The 20,561-nt window shown below is 43.7% G+C and carries 17 protein-coding genes; 8 read left to right on the top strand and 9 right to left on the bottom strand.

The genetic code is table 11. From position 1 onward, the window contains the following. Positions 1-103: 103 nt before the first annotated feature. The 3 genes from htpG to hemH all read left to right on the top strand — a co-directional run bounded on the left by htpG (position 104) and on the right by hemH (position 4,284). Positions 104-2,008 (top strand): molecular chaperone HtpG, encoded by a 1,905-nt coding sequence (gene htpG, locus AB6D58_RS16315; protein ID WP_017062201.1) that lies wholly within the window; start codon positions 104-106, stop codon positions 2,006-2,008. 389 nt (positions 2,009-2,397) lie between these two features. Beyond that, positions 2,398-3,042 (top strand): adenylate kinase, encoded by a 645-nt coding sequence (gene adk, locus AB6D58_RS16310; protein ID WP_048660860.1) that lies wholly within the window; start codon positions 2,398-2,400, stop codon positions 3,040-3,042. Positions 3,043-3,321: 279 nt separating this feature from the next. Next, positions 3,322-4,284, top strand: coding sequence for a ferrochelatase (hemH, locus tag AB6D58_RS16305; protein ID WP_137001204.1), 963 nt, complete (start codon positions 3,322-3,324; stop codon positions 4,282-4,284). Between the two features lie 90 nt (positions 4,285-4,374). Here the strand turns inward: hemH and AB6D58_RS16300 are convergent, their stop codons facing one another. Then, positions 4,375-5,760: a peptide MFS transporter gene (locus AB6D58_RS16300; protein ID WP_102393253.1), complete on the bottom strand. Its 1,386-nt coding sequence runs from the start codon at positions 5,758-5,760 to the stop codon at positions 4,375-4,377. Positions 5,761-6,261: 501 nt separating this feature from the next. Between AB6D58_RS16300 and rfaH the strand changes: the two genes are divergently transcribed. Then, on the top strand, positions 6,262-6,768 hold the full coding sequence (gene rfaH / locus AB6D58_RS16295; protein ID WP_372083396.1) for a transcription/translation regulatory transformer protein RfaH: 507 nt from the start codon (positions 6,262-6,264) through the stop codon (positions 6,766-6,768). 78 nt (positions 6,769-6,846) lie between these two features. Here rfaH and asnB read toward each other — a convergent pair whose 3' ends face one another. From asnB to nagA, 4 genes are all read right to left on the bottom strand, one after another. Then, positions 6,847-8,517 carry an asparagine synthase B gene (gene asnB, locus AB6D58_RS16290; protein ID WP_017062196.1) on the bottom strand — a complete coding sequence of 557 codons (1,671 nt, stop codon included), beginning with the start codon at positions 8,515-8,517 and terminating at the stop codon, positions 6,847-6,849. Between the two features lie 235 nt (positions 8,518-8,752). Continuing rightward, positions 8,753-10,339, bottom strand: coding sequence for a cation:proton antiporter family protein (locus AB6D58_RS16285; protein ID WP_017062195.1), 1,587 nt, complete (start codon positions 10,337-10,339; stop codon positions 8,753-8,755). Positions 10,340-10,422: 83 nt separating this feature from the next. After that, a complete protein-coding gene (locus AB6D58_RS16280) occupies positions 10,423-11,637 on the bottom strand; it encodes an ROK family protein (protein ID WP_017062194.1) in 1,215 nt (404 codons plus the stop codon). A 2-nt stretch (positions 11,638-11,639) separates the two neighbouring features. Continuing rightward, positions 11,640-12,776, bottom strand: a complete 1,137-nt coding sequence (gene nagA, locus AB6D58_RS16275) for an N-acetylglucosamine-6-phosphate deacetylase (protein WP_017062193.1) — start codon at positions 12,774-12,776, stop codon at positions 11,640-11,642. A 475-nt stretch (positions 12,777-13,251) separates the two neighbouring features. Between nagA and nagE the strand changes: the two genes are divergently transcribed. Continuing rightward, positions 13,252-14,802 (top strand): N-acetylglucosamine-specific PTS transporter subunit IIBC, encoded by a 1,551-nt coding sequence (gene nagE / locus AB6D58_RS16270; RefSeq protein ID WP_032545860.1) that lies wholly within the window; start codon positions 13,252-13,254, stop codon positions 14,800-14,802. A 299-nt stretch (positions 14,803-15,101) separates the two neighbouring features. Beyond that, positions 15,102-16,769: a glutamine--tRNA ligase gene (glnS, locus tag AB6D58_RS16265; RefSeq protein WP_017063407.1), complete on the top strand. Its 1,668-nt coding sequence runs from the start codon at positions 15,102-15,104 to the stop codon at positions 16,767-16,769. A 161-nt stretch (positions 16,770-16,930) separates the two neighbouring features. On the opposite strand, the gene fcrX is transcribed toward glnS, so the two are convergent. Then, a complete protein-coding gene (fcrX, locus tag AB6D58_RS16260; protein WP_017061956.1) occupies positions 16,931-17,377 on the bottom strand; it encodes a ferric iron uptake transcriptional regulator FcrX in 447 nt (148 codons plus the stop codon). Positions 17,378-17,584: 207 nt separating this feature from the next. On the opposite strand from fcrX, the gene AB6D58_RS16255 reads away from it, so the two are divergent. Further along, positions 17,585-18,091: a DUF4442 domain-containing protein gene (locus tag AB6D58_RS16255; protein WP_136978857.1), complete on the top strand. Its 507-nt coding sequence runs from the start codon at positions 17,585-17,587 to the stop codon at positions 18,089-18,091. A gap of 96 nt (positions 18,092-18,187) precedes the next feature. Here the strand turns inward: AB6D58_RS16255 and fldA are convergent, their stop codons facing one another. The 3 genes from fldA to AB6D58_RS16240 form a co-directional block, all read right to left on the bottom strand. Continuing rightward, complete coding sequence (gene fldA / locus AB6D58_RS16250) at positions 18,188-18,721, bottom strand: flavodoxin FldA (protein WP_010436745.1); 534 nt, start codon at positions 18,719-18,721, stop codon at positions 18,188-18,190. Between the two features lie 58 nt (positions 18,722-18,779). Next, positions 18,780-18,998 carry a DUF2788 domain-containing protein gene (locus AB6D58_RS16245; RefSeq protein ID WP_004737900.1) on the bottom strand — a complete coding sequence of 73 codons (219 nt, stop codon included), beginning with the start codon at positions 18,996-18,998 and terminating at the stop codon, positions 18,780-18,782. A 108-nt stretch (positions 18,999-19,106) separates the two neighbouring features. Beyond that, positions 19,107-19,868: an alpha/beta fold hydrolase gene (locus AB6D58_RS16240; RefSeq protein ID WP_372157788.1), complete on the bottom strand. Its 762-nt coding sequence runs from the start codon at positions 19,866-19,868 to the stop codon at positions 19,107-19,109. A 93-nt stretch (positions 19,869-19,961) separates the two neighbouring features. Between AB6D58_RS16240 and seqA the strand changes: the two genes are divergently transcribed. After that, positions 19,962-20,501: a replication initiation negative regulator SeqA gene (gene seqA / locus AB6D58_RS16235; RefSeq protein WP_017061953.1), complete on the top strand. Its 540-nt coding sequence runs from the start codon at positions 19,962-19,964 to the stop codon at positions 20,499-20,501. The last annotated feature ends 60 nt before the right edge of the window (positions 20,502-20,561 follow it).

Raw genomic sequence — 20,561 nt, 5'->3', positions numbered from 1 at the left:
TGAATTTACATTTGTCATCCTCATGTTAATGAACAGAAGAGTGGCATCAAGTGTTACGCCCCTATGATTATTCAACATAAAGTATAGATGTTTTGGAGTAAAAATGAGCGAAACGGCAACGCAAAATAAAGAGACTCGTGGCTTTCAATCTGAAGTAAAACAACTACTTCATCTAATGATTCACTCACTGTATTCAAATAAAGAAATCTTTCTACGTGAGCTGATCTCTAACGCATCTGACGCGGCTGATAAGCTTCGTTTTCAAGCTCTATCGAACGGTGACCTTTACCAAGGTGATGCAGATCTAGGTGTAAAACTTTCTTTCAACGCGGAAGCAAACACGTTAACCATTTCTGATAACGGTATCGGTATGAGCCGCGACAACGTTATTGAGCATTTAGGTACGATTGCTAAGTCAGGCACTGCAGATTTTTTCTCAAAGCTGTCTGAAGACCAAAGCAAAGACTCTCAACTGATTGGTCAATTTGGTGTGGGTTTCTATTCTGCATTCATCGTCGCAGACGCGGTAACGGTTCGCACACGTGCAGCTGGCCTGCCGAACAATGAAGCTGTTCAGTGGCACTCTGCAGGTGAAGGCGATTACACAATCGAAGACATCACTAAAGAGTCTCGTGGTACTGACATCGTTCTGCACATGCGTGAAGACGGTAAAGAGTTCTTAAATGAGTGGCGTCTGCGTGAAGTGATTGGTAAATATTCTGACCACATCGGCATTCCTGTTTCTATCTTCACAGCAGTGAAAGATGACGAAGGTAAAGACACCGAAGAGAAACATTGGGAACAGATCAACAAGGCGCAAGCACTTTGGACTCGTAACAAGTCTGATATCGAGAAAGAAGAGTACCAAGAGTTTTACAAACACGTATCTCACGACTTTGCTGATCCACTAACCTGGAGCCACAACAAGGTTGAAGGTAAGAACGATTACACAAGCCTGCTTTACATCCCAGCGAAAGCACCTTGGGACATGATGAACCGTGACCACAAGAGTGGCTTGAAACTTTACGTGCAGCGTGTATTCATCATGGATGACGCAGAGCAGTTCATGCCATCTTACATGCGTTTCGTTCGTGGCTTGATTGACTCAAACGATCTGCCATTGAACGTGTCTCGTGAAATCCTGCAAGACAACAAGGTAACTCAGTCTCTTCGTGGCGCATGTACCAAGCGTGTACTGACTATGCTTGAGCGCATGGCGAAGAATGACAATGATAAGTACCTAGAGTTTTGGAAAGAGTTCGGCCTAGTATTGAAAGAAGGCCCGGCTGAAGATATGGCGAACAAAGAGAAGATCGCTGGTCTACTTCGTTTCTCGTCAACGGAAGTGGATTCTGCTGAACAAACCATCAGCCTAGAATCTTACGTTGAGCGCATGAAAGAAGGCCAAGATAAGATTTACTACCTGACAGCAGATAGCTACGCTGCCGCTAAAAACAGCCCGCACTTGGAGCAGTTCAAAGCTAAAGGTATTGAAGTGGTTCTAATGTACGATCGTATTGATGAGTACGTAATGAACTACCTGACTGACTTCGACGGTAAACAGTTCCAATCGATCACTAAAGCAGGCTTAGACCTAAGCAAGTTTGAAGGTGAAGAAGAGAAAGAGAAGCAAAAAGAGACAGAAGAAGAGTTCAAATCTGTTGTTGAGCGTACTCAATCTTACCTAGGTGGTCGTGTTAAAGAAGTTCGTACGACCTTCAAGCTAGCAACGACACCTGCGGTTGTTGTGACTGACGACTTCGAAATGGGCACGCAAATGGCGAAGCTTCTTGAAGCTGCGGGTCAAGCGGCACCGGAAGTGAAGTACATCTTCGAGATTAACCCTGAGCACGCACTGGTTAAACAGATGGCTGACGAAGCAGACGAGCAAGCGTTTGGTCGTTGGGTTGAGTTGCTACTTGGTCAAGCGATGCTGGCTGAAAAGGGCTCAATGGAAGATCCGTCACAATTCTTGGGTGCAATCAACGAGCTACTAACAAAGCGTTAGTCTTTCGACTTTAGGTTAAGCCAACAATTACAATAAAAAGCTCGCAAATGCGGGCTTTTTTTTATGAACGTCGTTGAAAATTGACCTAACGTGGTCGACGTCACCGTTATCGTCACAACAAATGTTGTCGATGCATTCTTTAGTCGTAAATTCAGCCAAATTGAATATTAATGTGATAGAATGCTCGACCTAATCAGCTGGGGCTAGGAAGCTACTATCTCCAGTTGTATGATTTTTAAACGTTATACCGAAACTTACCGTTTTGCTTCTGTTCACAGTTTTGCTTAGCCTCAATGGTTACTTAACGCTTTCTGTTCATCCTAAAAATGAGCAAGAATGGAGGGATAGTGAGCTTCGGTATAAATCATAATTTTATAAGAGGATTAAACATGCGCATCATTCTTCTAGGTGCTCCTGGCGCGGGTAAAGGTACTCAAGCTAACTTCATCATGAACAAATTTGGTATCCCTCAAATTTCAACTGGTGACATGCTACGTGCTGCTATCAAAGCGGGTACTGAGCTTGGTAAGCAAGCAAAATCAGTAATCGACGCTGGTCAGCTAGTTTCTGATGAAATTATCCTTGGTCTTATCAAAGAGCGTATCGCTCAAGATGACTGTGAGAAAGGTTTCCTACTAGACGGTTTCCCACGCACAATCCCACAAGCTGATGGCCTAAAAGAAATGGGCATCGCTGTTGATTACGTTGTTGAATTCGACGTAGCTGACGATGTGATTGTTGAGCGTATGGCTGGTCGTCGTGCTCACCTTCCTTCAGGCCGTACATACCACACTGTGTACAACCCGCCTAAAGAAGAAGGTAAAGATGACGTAACTGGCGAAGAGCTAGTTGTACGTGATGACGACAAAGAAGAAACAGTTCGTGCACGTCTAGGTGTATACCACGATCAAACAGCTCCGCTAATCTCTTACTACGGTAAAGAAGCTGAAGCAGGCAACACTCAGTACCTTAAGTTTGACGGTACTAAGCAAGTTGCTGAAGTTAGTGCAGAACTTGAGAAAGCACTAGCATAATTGGCTAACAGCCAGTTTTAGAATTTGATATATTGGAAGCGACCTTAAGGGTCGCTTTTTTTGTTTCAATTTTTAGTACGATACCAATCTAGATAATTCGATTACACATCGTTCAAGACGAAACCGTTTTTGATGAAGGTGGCTCACAATCGAAAGTAGATGTTGTGATATCCCGTTTAAAGAATGATTATTCAGACATTTAGTGGGAAGCAATGATCTTAAACTTATGCAGATTAGTATATTACTTTCCAGAAAATCACATATTGGTCTCAGGTATCTATGGAAAATAATAAAAAGCAGGGCGTTTTACTGGTGAATTTAGGTACGCCAGATTCTGCGACCCCCGCTGGCGTTCGTCGATTTTTGAGTGAGTTCTTGCACGACAAGCGAGTAGTAAACCTAACTCGTTGGCTTTGGTGTCCTATTCTGCATGGGGTGATTCTTCCTATTCGTTCACCTAAGGTTGCGAAGCTATATCAGTCGGTTTGGATGGATGATGGATCACCTTTGCTCGTTTACTCGCAGAGACAAGCGGAAAAGCTAGAGAAAAAATTAGAGATGCCGGTTGCATTGGGAATGACCTATGGTAACCCAAGCCTTAAGACGGGTATCGAACAACTGATGGAGCAGGGCGTTGAAGACGTTATTGTATTGCCTTTGTACCCTCAGTACTCAGGTACAACGACAGCGGCTGTTTCTGATGGCTTAACCAAAGCTTTTAAGCAGATGCCTGTAATCCCAAGCTATCGCTTTATTCGCGATTACTATTCACACCCGAGCTATGCCAAAGCACTGGCTGAAAGCGTTCGCAGTCATTGGGATCAAAATGGCAGAGCTGATCACTTGGTTTGTTCGTTCCACGGCATTCCGAAGCGCTTAGCTGATGAAGGCGATATCTATCCACAGCACTGTGAAGCAACGACAAAACTGCTTGCAGCAGAGCTAGGTTTATCTGAAGAAGACATCACCATGACCTACCAATCTCGATTTGGTCGAGAGGAGTGGTTGAAGCCATACACTGATGAGACGCTTGAATCACTGCCAAACAAAGGCATCAAGAAGATCGATATCATGGCGCCTGCATTCTCGGTGGATTGCTTGGAAACATTGGAAGAGATTTCAGACCAGTGTAAAGAGACTTTCATCGAAGCTGGTGGCTCAGACTTTAGCTACATTATGTGTCTGAACGACAGAGACTCACACATCGACATGATGGCTGAACTAGTGGCGCTTCATCGCTAACTGATATGGCGATTGAATAGATAACAAAAGGGCTGCTCATTGAGCAGCCCTTTTTGATCTTGATGTTTCTTCTTGAAATCGATCTAGCTATTAAGCGACCGAAGTTTCTGCTTTTGGTTCTGCTTCAAGCGTCATGTTGGTTTCTACACCGTGCATCCATGATACAAGCTTACCAGCACAAAGCAGCAGTAATATGGCACTCACCGTTGCTGTGATAGCAATACCACTGAAGATTGACATAGCACCAAGCTCACCAACGTGAGAACCGACCAGGCCTGCCACGTAGTTTGCCACCGCATTGAAGCCAAACCATGCACCCATCATCAATGATGCTAGGCGAAGCGGAGCTAACTTAGTGACCAACGACAGGCCAATAGGCGATAGACAAAGCTCACCAAGGGTATGGAAGAAGAAAGCACCGACTAGCCATAGCATTGATGTTTTCACGGTTAGGTCACCGCCTTGCTCCATTACCGCGCCCATCATGCACACAAAGCCCAGTGCTAAGAAGAACAATGCCATTGCAAACTTAACAGGAGAGTTGGGTTCACGCTTACCCAGTTTCACCCAGAACGCAGCAATGATTGGAGCAAGTGTAATGATGAAGAATGGGTTCAAAGATTGGAACCACGCAGCAGGAACTTCAAAGCCACCAATCATACGGTCAGTATATTGTTGAGTGTAGATGTTCATTAGGCCGCCAGCTTGTTCAAAGCCCGCCCAGAAAACAATCACGAACAGACCCATGATAAGAATCACTTTTAGTCTGTCGAACTCTTCTTTGGTCAGTGGCGCTTTTTCTTTAGATTTGTTTAGTGCTTTCGCTCTTGCAGCAGCAGGTACAGAACCGATGTTGCCCAACCAAGACTGAGCCATTGTCACTTGCATGATCAAGCTAATAACCATACCAATACCAGCGGCTAGGAAACCTGCTTTCCAACCGAATGAATCGACAGCAGCACCTGAAATTAAGCCACCAAGCAGCGCACCTAAGTTGATGCCCATGTAGAAAATGGTGAAAGCACCGTCACGGCGGTTATCGCCTTCTTGGTACAGATCGCCAACCATGGTTGAGATGTTCGGCTTAAACATACCGTTACCACTGATTAGCAGAGCTAAACCAAGGTACAGCGCGTTCACTTGGTCTAAACCGATGAAGCCGTTAGGTAGAGCCATTGTAAATTGGCCAAGTGCCATCAATACACCGCCAATCATAATTGATTTACGCTGACCTAGGTAGTTATCGGCAATCCAGCCACCAATTAATGGTGTGATGTAGACTAAGCCGGTGTAAATACCGTAGAGATCGAGTGCGTCTTTCGTTGACCAACCCAGTCCACCGTTGAGGGTAGTGTCAGTCAAAAATAAGACAAGGATGGCACGCATCGCATAGTAAGAGAAACGTTCCCATAGCTCTGTGCTAAAAAGTAGAAATAGGCCTCTAGGGTGGCCAAAGATGTTGTGGTTGCTTGGCATAAGTTTTACTAATTTTAGGTATTAAAAGATTTTATAGTCATTCATGTATACACAGTGGGATAAAAGTCTGCAATAGACTTATTTTATGGTCACGACAACTTGGTTTAACTAAGATGTTGATATTAAATATCTTTATTTTTAATGTTGCCCATTTTAGATGTGCTGCAAACTAATTTTCCAGATTTGAGTTGGTTGGTTAATAACCTTCATTAAAGTTGTGTTGAATTAAAATCTTTAGATATATTGCTCTGGTGTATCATTTTGAGTTTTAAGGGAGTGGCATGCGCATTAGGTGGGGCATACATATGCTTACAACAATGAGTCTTTTGATCTCTAAATGATCTCTGTACAATGCTTAACCACTCCGACACCTATAACTTTTTGTTGATAAATTGGTCTGCTACGCATTATTTTTCGTTAGCAACGATTCATTTTATTAATGGTGATTTAACCGTTTTAGGCATGTGGTAAAATATCTAAAAATATAAAATGGCTAGTCAAATGAAACGTTGGTATTTGCTTTACTGTAAGCGTGGTGATCAAAAACGCGCTCAGCAGCACTTAGAGAATCAGGGGGTAGAGTGCTTTTACCCTCAAATAGAAGTCGAAAAGGTGGTGAGAGGGAAAGAAAAGCAGGTCAAAGAACCGCTGTTTCCGTCTTACATCTTTGTTCGCTTCGACTATGAGCAAGGTCCTAGCTTCACGACCGTTCGTTCAACACGTGGCGTTGTGGACTTTATTAAGTTCGGTTCACTGCCGCACGAGGTCCAAGGAGACTTGGTGTTTGAACTTAAAGAGTTTGAGAAGTGCTGCAGTAACGAAGTGGAAGATTGTTGTGTTGAGTTTGAATCTGGACAGGTAGTTAAGATTCAGAGTGGCCAATTTGCTGGGGTTGAAGCTATTTTCGATCAGAAAGACGGTGAGGCTCGATCGATTATGCTGGTGAAAATGATCAGCCAAGTCATTCCAATCAGTATTGAGAACGAAGCACTACAAGCTCGCGCATAACTGCAGTAATAAAAATAGGCTTAAAACAAAAGGCGCATAATGCGCCTTTTTTAGTCTTTAGGATTTGTTCAAAACGCTCTAAGCGTTGTAAGCATCGTTGTGAACGGCTTGTACTGCACGGCCTGATGGGTCGACACAGTTTTTGAATGACTCATCCCACTCAATCGCTTTCGCTGATGAACAAGCAACTGAAGGACCACCAGGTACACACTCTGCCGCAGATTCTAGAGGGAATAGCTCCTCAAAGATTTCACGGTAAGCATAACCTTCTTTGGTTGTTGGCGTGTTGTAAGGGAAACGGAACTTAGCAGCTTCCATTTGTTGATCCGTTACTTTTGCTTCAGCCGTTGCTTTCAATGTATCAATCCAATCGTAGCCAACACCATCAGAGAACTGCTCTTTTTGACGCCATGCGATTGAATCTGGTAGGTAGTCTTCAAAACACTCACGCAGGATGTGTTTCTCCATCTTACCGTTACCGCACATCTTATCTTCAGGGTTCAGACGCATTGCGACATCGATGAACTCTTTATCCAAGAATGGTACACGGCCTTCAACACCCCATGCCGCTAGCGATTTGTTTGCACGAGCACAGTCGAACATGCTTAGAGCAAGCAGTTTACGTACTGTCTCTTCGTGGAACTCTTTCGCGTTTGGCGCTTTATGGAAGTACAGGTAACCACCAAAGATTTCATCAGCACCTTCACCTGAAAGTACCATCTTGATGCCCATCGCTTTGATCTTACGAGCCAGCAAGTACATTGGCGTTGATGCACGAATCGTCGTTACATCGTAAGTTTCGATATGGTAGATAACGTCACGGATTGCGTCTAGGCCTTCCTGAATAGTGTAAGTCATCTCATGGTGCACAGTTCCGATCTTGTCCGCAACTTCACGAGCAGCGATAAGGTCTGGTGCGCCTTCAAGACCAACAGCGAACGAGTGCAGTTGTGGCCACCAAGCTTCAGATTGCTCATCATCTTCGATACGCATTGCCGCAAAGCGTTTTGCAACTGCTGAAGTAATTGATGAATCCAGGCCACCAGATAGAAGTACACCGTAAGGAACGTCAGTCATTAGTTGACGTTTAACGGCTGCTTCTAGCGCTTCAGTCAGTTCTTCTTTGCTTGTGCTGTTGCCTTGTACCGCAGCGTACTCGTTCCAATCGCGGATGTAGTAGCGTTGAGGTTCAGCATCTTTCGAAGAGTAGAAGCTACCTGGAGGGAATTCACTGATCGTCTTACATACTTCAACCAATGCTTTCATCTCTGAAGCCACGTAGTAGTTGCCGTGCTCATCGTAACCTTGGTAAAGCGGGATGATACCAATATGGTCGCGGCCCACTAGGTACTCGTCTTTCTCTTCGTCGTATAAAACGAATGCGAAAATACCGTTAAGCTCTTCTAGAAGGTCTGCACCCATCTCTTGGTATAGCGCTAGGATAACTTCACAGTCAGAATCAGTCTGGAACTGGTACTTATCTTCATAGCGTGCACGAAGTTCTTTGTGGTTATAAATTTCACCGTTTACTGCAAGAATGTGCTTTTTGTCTTGACTGTATAGTGGTTGAGCACCACTGTTCAAGCCAACAATAGCAAGACGTTCATGAGCAAGGATTGCTTTTTCACCAGCATAGATACCAGACCAGTCTGGACCACGGTGACGAAGCTTCTTAGACATTTCTAAAGCAATAGGGCGAAGTGCTGCGGCATCACTTTTAATGTCGAGAATGCCAAATACTGAACACATAGAACTTCCTTTTAAATAATTTCCAAATCAACTGCATTCAATTTGCCATTCTGGCTAAAAAAAGCAACCGGATGTGAGCAAAAAAATAATATAAAGGGTGTTCTGTTAGAAATTATCTAATTTTTATGTGCTTTTGGTGTGTGATGTTTAATTGCGGTTGGTTTTTTAAACAAAAACCTCTCAAAAGTGCGAAAAATAGGCAGTTTTGAGAGGTTTAGTTGAACACTGTCTAATACTAGATTTTATTGATATTTGGATTTAACTGTTCGCAAACGTGGCGAGCAAAACCACTACCAGCCTCGCTGTAAATGTTAAATGCCGCATCAACGCCATTCTCTTTCAGTGTTTCGAGTTGATCGGGATATTCAGCAATAGCCGCAATTTGGCCTTTAAAGTTACGTGACTTTAATTGTTCTAAAGCGGTTTGATTACCTTGGTGGTGAGGCATTGCCAAAATCACCAGCTTTACGTTTGCTGTATCTAGAATTCGCTCCCAGAAATCTGGGTCAGTCGCGTCGCCAGAAATCACGTTTCTGCCTTGGCTTCTGTGGTTGTGCGCGGCTTCTTCACGCACTTCTACACCTAGGCTGACCTTGCCATAGCGAGTACGTAATTCGTCATAAGCACCGGTACCAATTCGGCCCATACCTAGAATAAGCACTTGGGCACGACCAGGGTCAATTCGCTTATCACGTCGGTGAAGCTTTTCTGACGCATGCTCTTTTAGCCATTTACCTGACTGCTGATAAAGCTTATGACCAGCTCGGTTTAAAGGAGCAGCGATTAGAAAAGACAGTGAAACTGCAATGGCAACGGCAACTAAGATATCACCCGACATCCACCCCATCTTGAAGGCGAGACCACCAACGATGAGGCCAAACTCGCTATAGTTAAACAGTGATAGCGAGGCAAGTAGAGACGTTCGAACACGGAACTTGAAGCGGTTGAGTACCAAGAAGTAGAGAACACCTTTCACAGGCAGCATCAGCAAGAACAAGATTGCGAGCATAAAGCCTTGAATGGTTGGTTGCTCTGACAGACCAATATTCAAGAAGAAACAGACAAGGAAAAGTTCTTTAAGGTTAAACAGCGACTTTGATAATTCTGAGGCTTTTGGGTGACCAGCAAGTAACATACCTAGAACAAGAGCCCCCAAATCTGGTTTCACACCAACCAAATGGAATAAACCAGCACCGACGACTAATGCGAAGAAGATGCCGGAAAGAACCAGCATCTCACCGTGACCAACCCAATCGAGCACTTTGTAGAACAGTGGGCGTAATAAGGGTAGGGCAAACAGAGCAATTGCATACCACTCAGGTATTTTGCCCGTAGAAGCCGTTAAGAATACTACGGCGAAGATATCCTGCATGACCAAGATACCAATCGCTAACGTTCCGTAGGTCGCATTCATTTCGCCTTTCTCTTGCAGAGTCTTAACCGCAAATACAGTACTAGAGAATGAAAGAGCAAAACCGAGCAGAACGATCTGTTCTACCGACATGGCAGCTAGCGATGAAATACCTAAGAACTTAAAGCCAAACAGGGCGACGGCGAAAAACAGAGTGGACAAAAGGTTGTGGATTGTCGCGCCAGCCCAGATCTCTTTAGAGAGTAGGGTTTTGATATCGAGCTTTAAGCCGATAGTAAATAGAAGCAGCGTGACACCAAGGTCAGCTAAAGTAATGATGGTGTCATTGGTTTCAAAGCCAAAGGCAAAAAGCCCAAAGCCTGCAACCAAAAAACCAACTAATGGGGGAAGGTGACACTTTAAAGCAATAAATCCTGCGATAAACGCAGTGGATATTAATATAAGTTCCATAACTTGTTGTTGTAGTTCCCTAGCTTAAAAAAACGGGCCGTGTTTATACAAACACGGCCCGCGGAAAATCAGAATTGTTTTCTCTAGTCTTCGAGAAGCTTCTGCAGTAACACGCCGTTAAGCATGGCGCGCTTAATCATAGCAAAAGCTCCCATCGTAGGATGTTTATCGATCTGTGATGCTACAATAGGCAAGCCGCTATGGAAAGTCGTTAACGACTGATTCTCTACATTGCGCTTAATTGCAGGAAAAACAATCTCTTGTGCCTTGGTAATATCACCAGCAATGATAACTTTTTGAGGGTTAAATAAGTTAATCGTCATCGCGATAGCCTTACCTAACTGGTTTCCTACTCGAACTAAGCTTTGCTTGGCTAGCTCATCACCATTAATCGCGTGGTCACAAACGTCTTGAATCGTAATATGCTCAAGCTCTGTTAAAGAAGACTCATAGCCTTGTTTAATCAGCTTCTGCACGCGTTCAACGATAGCTGGGTTTGCCGCTACTGTTTCAAGACAGCCGAAGTTACCACATTGGCATTGCTCGCCTAGCGGATCAATTTGGATATGACCAATTTCACCCACATTACGGTTATGACCTAGGAAAACCTGACCATTAACGATAATACCTGCACCTGTACCACGGTGAACACTGACCAAAATAGAATCTTGGCTATCTTTACTTGCACCGAAGTAGTGCTCAGCAAGCGCCATTCCACGAACATCGTTACCAACAAAACAAGCAACATGGAATGTATCGCGAATAATGTCGCTTAATGCGAGGTTATCGATGTCGGTATTCGGCATGTACTCAACAACACCGGTCGTTGGGTTAACCAAGCCTGGAAGCGTGACACCAATAGCAATCAGTTGATCGATCTTTGGTTGATGCTCAGCAATGAAAGCTTTGAGGTTATTGACCAAGCCTTGGGTAAGGTCTGATTGGTCTGAATAATTCAGGTCTTGCTGTTGGAAAGCCAATTCACGACCACCAAGGTCATGCAGGCTTATTTGAATGTAGTCTCGACCCAAACGCACAGCAACAGAATGAAAAGGCTCTACTTCTGTGGTTAGGGAGATAGCGCGTCTACCGCCAGTAGACGCTTGCTGCGCAACCTCTTTAATTAGGCCGCGCTCTAAAAGTTGGCGGGTAATTTTTGTAACACTTGCCGGTGCGAGTTGGCTTACATCAGCCACTTGTATACGACTGATAGGCCCCTGTTGGTCTATAAGTCGGTATACCGCCGCACTGTTTAGTTGTTTAACTAAGTCTACGTTACCTATTTGTCCGCCATTCATACTTAATTGTGCTCGTATTGTCCGTTAACAACAGTCGCTTTAACGTTAAAGTCTCGGTCAAATACAGCTAGGTTTGCAACCATGCCTTTTTTGATTCGACCTAGCTTGCTTTCTACACCGATAGCCGTAGCTGGGTATAGCGTAGCCATGCGAAGAGCTTCGTCTAAAGCGATACCAGCGTGCTCAACTGTATTCTGAACTGCTTCAATCATAGTCAGAGCTGAGCCGCCCAGTGTGCCGTTTTCATCAACACACTTACCATCACGGTAATATACTTTCTTACCGACAAAAATAAAGTATTCCATGTCAGCACCTGCAGGAGCTGTGGCATCCGTCACTAATACCAACTTTTCTCCCTTGATTTTATGCGCAATTCTGATGTTTGCGTAATCAACGTGGAAGCCGTCGGCAATAATGCCAGCGTAAACCTCAGGAGTATCGTAAATCGCGCCAACAACGCCAGGCTCACGACCAACCATCGGCGTCATTGCATTGAACAGGTGAGTGGCGAACGTGATACCAGATTCGAAACCTTGACGCGCTTCTGCGTAAGTTGCGTTGGTGTGGCCGATAGAAACGACAACGCCAGCTTTGTGCAGGCGTTCGATGTGTTCAGGGTCGTTAAGCTCTGGAGCCAATGTTACTTTTGCAACAAGGTCACGGTTCTCACAGATAAGCTCAATCATTTCGTTGTCAGATTTACGAATGTGATCGACGCTATGGATGCCTTTTTTCGCAACGTTTAGGTAAGGGCCTTCAAGGTGCAGACCTAAAGATTGGTTTTGGTACTGGTTATGGTATTCACGAGCTGCCGTAATAACCGCACGCATATCTTCGTCTGAAGAGGTGATAAGCGTTGGTAGGAAGCTAGTACAGCCAGATTTCAGGTTTGCTTTGTGCATGATCTGCATGGTTTCTGCAGTGATCTCATCGTTAAGCATTACACCGCCACAACCATTCAGTTGTAGGTCAATGAAACCTGGGCTTAGGTTTGCTCCGTCTAGGTCGCGAAGCTCGATTCCTTCTGGCAATTCAGAGATAGGACAGACTTTTTTGATCAGTTCGTTTTCGATTACAACAGCATGATCGGTTAGAACATCACTACCAGTGTAAATTTTACAGTTACTTAGCGCGTACATAGTCAGCTAATCCTTATTTCGTGAGATCTTTTAAATTCGTTCGTTACCTAAATGCGGACTTAGTTTGCGAGCATCATTTACGTAACGATTTATCTTTTATGGGCAAACGGCTTCAAAATGAGAAGCGATTTAAGTTGTTGAAAAAAATATGAATAATTGATTTTTATTATACATTTAGGTCCATCAATAATGATTATTCACGGTGCTCTATAAGCCCGGAGTTACCATCTTTTTGCCTAATGATTAGATTTGGATTTTATCCATAAATGTTCGTTTTTTTTAATGATAAAATAAGTTTTATGATCTCGCTAGCAAAAACCTCTGGATTTGGTAAAAACTGGTGATTAGGATCACAAATGGTAAGGTTTTAATTTGCGGAGCAAAATTAATTGAATACACTGAATAGGACTAAATTGAGCGACTAAAATAAGTTTCTCAAACGAATTCTAAAAAATCCTATAGGGGGAAACAACTGGTGAATATTCTAGGATATGCGCAGAAGCTTGGTAAGGCGTTAATGCTACCAATCGCAACGCTTCCGATTGCGGCATTGCTGCTACGTCTGGGTCAACCAGACTTACTCGATATCGCATTCATGGCATCTGCTGGTAACGCAATCTTCAGTCAACTACCATTATTGTTTGGTTTGGGTATAGCTATTGGTCTTTCTAAAGACGGTAACGGCGCAGCAGGTCTTGCTGGTGCAGTTGCTTACTTTGTTCTGACAGCAACCGCAACAAACATCGATGCTAGTGTAAATATGTCATTCTTCGGCGGTATCTTTGCAGGTATCATCGCAGGTCACTCTTACAATGCATTCCACGCGACTCGTCTTCCAGAGTGGCTAGCATTCTTCTCTGGCAAACGTCTAGTTCCTATTATGGCTGGTCTATTTGCTCTAGTTGCTGGCGCAATCTTTGGTGTTGTATGGCCTGCTGTTCAATCTGGTCTAGATGCACTTGCTCACGCAGTTTCAACGTCTGGCGCTATCGGTCAATTTGTTTACGGTACTCTTAACCGTGCACTTATCCCAGTAGGTCTACACCATGTACTGAACTCGTACTTCTGGTTCGGTATGGGCTCTTGTCAAGAGATCGTAGTTGCTGCAGAAGGCTTCTCTCAACTTTGTGTTGACCCTGCACTAGCTAAAACTTTAGTTGTTGGTCAAGAGTACACATTTGAATTTGCTAACTCAGTTAACCCAGAAATTGTTGCAACTGTTAAAGAAGTAACTGAAACAGTTAAATCTGGCGACCTACACCGTTTCTTCGGCGGCGATAAAGGCGCTGGCGTATTCATGAACGGTTTCTTCCCAGTAATGATGTTCGGTCTACCAGGTGCTGCACTTGCAATGTACCTAGCTGCTCCTGCTGAAAAACGTAGCCAAGTTGGTGGCGCACTATTCTCAGTTGCATTCTGTTCATTCCTAACAGGTATCACAGAGCCGCTAGAATTCATGTTCGTATTCCTAGCTCCTGCTCTATACGCAATGCACGCAGTATTTACAGGTTTGTCTCTAGTAGTTGCTAACATGTTTGGTACTCTGCACGGTTTCGGTTTCTCTGCTGGTCTTATCGACTTCGTATTGAACTGGGGTCTAGCAACTAAACCATTCGTACTACTACTAATCGGTCTTGGCTTCGGTGCTCTATACTTCTTCACTTTCTCTTTCGCAATCCGCGCTTTCAACTTGAAATCGCCAGGTCGTGAAGATGATGACGAAGCTGTTGCAGCTCCTGCTGGCGAAGCACCAAAGGGCGACCTTGCACGTCAATACCTGAAAGCTCTAGGTGGTCACGACAACCTAACTTCAATCGACGCTTGTATCACTCGTCTACGTCTAACTCTTAAAGACCGCTCTGTTGCAGATGAAGTTGTTCTTAAGAAACTTGGTGCTAAAGGTGTGGTTAAACTAGGTGAAAACAACCTACAGGTTATCCTAGGCCCACTAGCTGAAATCGTAGCTGGCGAAATGAAAGCTATTGGTGCAGGCGAAGACCTATCTGATGTAAAACTTCCACAGTAAGGGAAGTACTTAATTAAGACGTAAAGTTACTCTTAAGTAAGTGTCAAATTGAAAGCCTCCCACACGGGAGGCTTTTTTGTGCCTGCAGTTTAAGACCAGCGAACACGGTTCGTTCTATTCTTCATCGAATAGCAGAAATAATCGCAATTAACGGACGGTTCTTATTGTGCAAAGGCTAAGAATTGTGGATGATTAGCAACAATGATCTTTCTATCTTTGACTGGCGCCATAAGCGACCGTTTTCTTGGGGACGAAAGATAACTTTCTCTGACAATACTAAATACATAGAGGTGCTATAGATGAGTGAAGCTGAGGCTCGTCCATCGAATTTCATTCGCCAAATTATTGATAAAGATTTAGCGGATGGTACACACAGTAGCGTGCATACTCGTTTCCCGCCGGAGCCAAATGGCTACCTGCACATTGGTCACGCTAAATCTATTTGCTTGAACTTTGGTATTGCTCAGGACTACCAGGGACAATGTAATCTTCGTTTCGATGATACAAACCCTGAAAAAGAAGACGTTGAATACGTTGAGTCAATTAAGAATGATGTAAGCTGGTTAGGCTTCGAATGGTCTGGTGATATTTGCTACTCATCAAACTACTTCGATACGCTTTACGCTTATGCTGTGGAATTAATTAATAAAGGCTTAGCGTATGTTGACGAGCTAAGTCCTGATCAAATCCGTGAGTACCGTGGCACGCTAAAAGAGCCAGGTAAAGCGAGCCCATACCGTGACCGCAGCCCAGAAGAGAACCTAGCGTTGTTTGAAAAAATGCGTGACGGTGGCTTCGAAGAAGGTAAAGCGTGTCTACGTGCTAAGATCGACATGAGCTCTTCGTTCATGGTTATGCGCGATCCTGTTATCTACCGTGTTCGTTTTGCTCACCACCATCAAACGGCTGACAAGTGGTGCATTTACCCAATGTACGACTTTACTCACTGTATCTCTGATGCGTTGGAAGGTATTACGCACTCTATCTGTACGCTTGAATTCCAAGATAACCGTCGTTTGTACGATTGGGTTCTAGATAACATCACGATTGACTGCCAACCTCGTCAGTACGAGTTTAGCCGCCTGAATCTTGAATATACAGTGATGTCTAAGCGTAAGCTGAACCAACTTGTGGTTGAAAACCTAGTTCAAGGTTGGGATGACCCACGCATGCCTACTATTTCTGGCCTACGTCGTCGTGGTTTTACTTCAAGCTCGATTCGTGAATTCTGTAAGCGTATTGGTGTAACTAAGCAAGAGAACATGATTGAGTTCGGTTCACTTGAATCTTGCATCCGTGATGATCTGAACGAAAATGCACCTCGTGCAATGGCTGTTCTGGATCCAGTTAAGATCGTTATCGAAAACTACGAAGCAGATACAGTAGAAACGTTAACGGTTGCAAATCACCCAAACAAGCCAGAAATGGGCACTCGTGAAGTACCATTTACACGCGAAGTTTGGATCGAACGTGACGACTTCCGTGAAGAAGCAAACAAAAAGTACAAGCGTTTGGTTCTAGGTAAAGAAGTTCGCCTGCGTGGTGCTTACGTGATCAAAGCTGAACGTATCGAAAAAGATGCAGAAGGCAACATTACGACTATCTTCTGTTCTTACGACAATGAAACATTGGGTAAGAACCCTGCAGATGGCCGCAAAGTGAAAGGCGTTATCCACTGGGTATCTGCTGATAAAGCACTGCCTGCTGAGATTCGTTTGTACGATCGTCTATTCACAGTGCCAAACCCAGCCGCTGCTGATGACTTCGCTGCAACGCTAAACCCTGAATCTCTTGTTACGCTAAATGGTTTTGTTGAACCTAGCTTAGCAGAAGGTGTGGCAGAGCAAGCGTACCAGTTTGAACGTACAGGTTACTTCTGTGTGGATTCGAAAGACTCTAAAGCAGATGCACTAGTCTTCAACCGCACGGTTGGTCTACGTGACACATGGGGTAAAACTGAAGCTTAATGCTTGAGTATTTAGTTTGTTAAAAACGACCCAATAAAAAACCGGCTTAGAGCCGGTTTTTTGTATCTGAATAAAGTCGTCAATTATAGAATAAGTTGCGATTAATCGTCTTATGTAGTGACCATATAAAAAACGCCGGCCTAAGCCAGCGTTCTGTATTACTACTTCGCTTTATGCGCGTCTGGATTGCCTTTGCAATCTCCGTTAATGCTTTTGCCGTACAAGTACAAACTGTGGTTTGTTAGTTGCACGTTGTAACGCTGAGCAATCTCTTTCTGTCTTTCTTCGATGATGTCATCAGAGAATTCGATCACTTCGCCACAATCTAAACATACAAGGTGGTCGTGGTGGTGCTGTGTAGAAAGTTCAAATACAGACTTGCCGCCTTCGAAGTGGTGACGAGTTACAATGCCAGCGTCATCGAATTGGTTAAGTACTCGATAAACGGTTGCAAGACCGATTTCTTCACCTAGGTCGATCAGCTTCTTATATAAATCTTCAGCACTAATATGTTGGCAGTCTGGCTGTTGTAATACTTCTAAAATTTTGAGCCGTGGAAGGGTCACTTTAAGACCTGCATCTTTTAGCGCTTGATTATTGTCTGACATATACTTTCCTGTTGATGATCTGCAGCAATTAACAGAATTCAATATTAATACCATTATAGTTTAGTCAGGCATAACAATAAACCACGAACTTCAAAGGGTTACTTACTGACATCACAATCTGTTTTGTAAATTGGAAGTATCTCACTTATAGTGGAGGTACGACCAGTCAAGGTGACGGTGTTTCTGATATGAACATGGAATGTTGTTATGAATAAGCAACTCGCAAAAATATATAAACCCAACATTGTAAAATTTGCTCTTAATATTTGGCCTCCCTTTTGGGGAGCGGGTATTCGAATAGCCCACATTAGCACTGACTTTAGGGTTGTTAAGACAGTACTTAAGCTACGCTGGTGGAATAAGAACGCCAATCGTACTCAATATGGCGGCAGTATCTTTTCTCTTACCGATCCCGTTTACTCATTGATGTTAATGGGAATTTTAGGTGAACGATATTATGTTTGGGATAAAGAAGCGAGCATTAACTTCATCAAGCCGGGGCAATCGGACTTGTATGCAGATTTTGAGATAAGGCAAGGGCAGCTTGACGATATCTATCGTCAGACGCAACTCGGTGAAAAGTGCTTCCCCGAATTTATTATTCACGTGAAAGATAAGCAGGGTAATGTGGTTTCAGAAATTCAACGCACCCTCTATGTAAGAAAGAAGCCGCAATTTAGAGATGATGATGCAGCATTAGAGGCTGAGTGCTAATTAATAGATTTTAAATAGCAAAAAACCTCCTATAAGGAGGTTTTTTCATATCTACATAATGGTTATTAACTGTAACAATTAACAACCACTAGAGAATTAGTCTTCTAGCTCTGCTAGGCACATCTCTTCGTGGATTTGTTTAACCCAGTTAGATACGCGCTCATCAGTTAGCTCAGGTTGACGGTCTTCATCGATACATAGACCAACGAATTGGCTGTCATCGCCTTCAACTAAACCTTTCGATGCTTCGAATTCGTAGCCTTCAGTTGATGTGTGACCTAGGATAGTACCGCCTTTCGCTTCAACGATGTCACGGATAGTACCCATAGCATCACAGAAGTATTCTGCGTAATCTTCTTGGTCGCCACAACCAAAGATAGCAACAAGCTTAGTTGAGAAATCAATAGCTTCTAGCTCTGGGAAAAAGTCATCCCAATCACATTGTGCTTCGCCGTAGTACCACGTAGGGATACCAAGCAGCAGTAGATCGAAGTTATCGATATCTTCTTTGCTGCTTTTTGCAATGTCTTGAACGTGAACGAGCTGTTTGCTCAATTGCTTTTGAATCATCTTAGCAACAGCTTCAGTGTTACCTGTATCGCTACCAAAGAAGAGACCTACACTTGCCATAGAATCATTACCTTTCATTTTGTCTGTTGTCGGTGTAATAAAGTTCGGAAGAGAATCGTTAGATCCCAGTTCCTTCCCAGCTTAGTTGGATTATCCCTTTGGCGATAAAACCCGCACAGCCAAGGAAAAGTACTAACCATACGATGCGACGACCAAATGGAGGAACATTTCCCTGCTTGAGAACGTCCTTAATTGCCATACCGATTAAAAAGAAAATCGCGGCAAACAGGAGATCTAAACCAACAGATTCGATGATGTTCATGTAGTCGTAAAGCATGGGAACCTTATATACCAATTTTGCTTGGGCGCACTATATCACTGTTGTGAGATAAAGTTAATCTGCAGTAATTACACAGCTCTCATTTATCTGCACGAAAAAGCGCAGTTAAGCGATGAATTTTCTAATTGCTCTAAGTATTTCTGCTGGTTTTTCAGCATGCAGCCAGTGACCTGTGTTGGCAATGACATGCGCTTTTGCGTTAGAAAATTGCTGCTGAACGGCTACTTGATGTTCTGCGGTGAGGTAATCTGAATCCCCACCTTTAATGAGCAAGGTTTTGACCGAGGTTTTCTCGATCGGTTCCCAACCAATAATATGTGGGTAGTTGCTCAATAACGAAGCAACATTGAAGCGCCATTCCATGATGCCTTGCTCTGTTTTGAACAAAGATTTGGTTAAAAACTGGCGAACGCCATCGATCTCGATATGTTTTGCGAGAACCTTGAGTGCATCTGAGCGTGAAGTCGGCTCTTCTTCTATCACGGCTTGCAGGCCTGCGAATACGTTGTCGTGGCGACTCTGAGTGTACGCGACCGGAGCCATATCCAAGACAATCAATTTATGCAGCGCAAGATGTTGTGTCAGTGCCATCGCTACTTTGCCACCCATCGAGTGACCAATCACAGTGACGTCTTCTGACTTAAGATCATGCAGCAGTTGAGCCACGTCTTGTGCCATCGCTTGATAGTTATGAGTGTCACTATGGAAGGATTGACCGTGGTTGCGGAGATCGATACTAAGTACCTGATGATCGGCTTTTAGATCCCTAGCGAGCAAGCCAAGGTTGTCCAGATTACCGAATAATCCATGGATCAAAACAATGGTGTGACCCTCACCTTCAATTTTATAGTTGAGCTGTACTGACATTTTTATCTTATTCATGGTGGGTTTGACGTAGAGTATCCGCGCGGATCTCGCTATAATCCCCCAGAGTTTAAACATTGAGATTGTGAAAAGCGAATGAAAACAATTGAGGTTGATGAGGACCTATACCGTTTTATTGCGGGTCAGACAGAACGTATTGGCGAAAGCGCTTCAGATATTCTGCGCCGCTTGTTACAGGTTGATAGCCAAGGCATGGCTCCGATCGAAGAGATCGTTGAGCCAAAAGGTATCGTTGTTAGCAAAGAGGTAGGCTTTACTCCAGAGAAGTTCGATGGCGTTAAAGAAATGCGCTCACTACTAATATCAGATGAGTTTGCATCACTAAAGAAAGCCATTGATCGTTTCATGCTTGTGTTATCAACACTGCATAAAATCGACCCTTTAAGCTTTTCAGAAGCAACTCAAGTAAAAGGCCGTAAGCGCGTTTACTTTGCAGATAACGAAGCGACGTTGCTAGCAAACGGCAACACGACTAAGCCTAAAGCTATTCCACAAAGTCCTTTTTGGGTTATTACTAATAACAATACAAGCCGAAAAAGACAGATGGTTGAGCAGCTTATGAGCCGCATGAATTTCCAAGCAGAATTGATAGAAAAAGTAACAGGTTCAATTTAACGAAATCTGATTTAAACCTCATAATATCCATGGATAAGAAGATATTATGAGGTTTTTTTG

It is taken from the genome of Vibrio sp. 10N.239.312.D08, from assembly GCF_041466145.1.
Taxonomy (GTDB): domain Bacteria; phylum Pseudomonadota; class Gammaproteobacteria; order Enterobacterales; family Vibrionaceae; genus Vibrio; species Vibrio crassostreae_C.
Note: the sequence above shows the minus strand (reverse complement) of the source record. Positions and strands in the feature narration are given on the sequence as shown.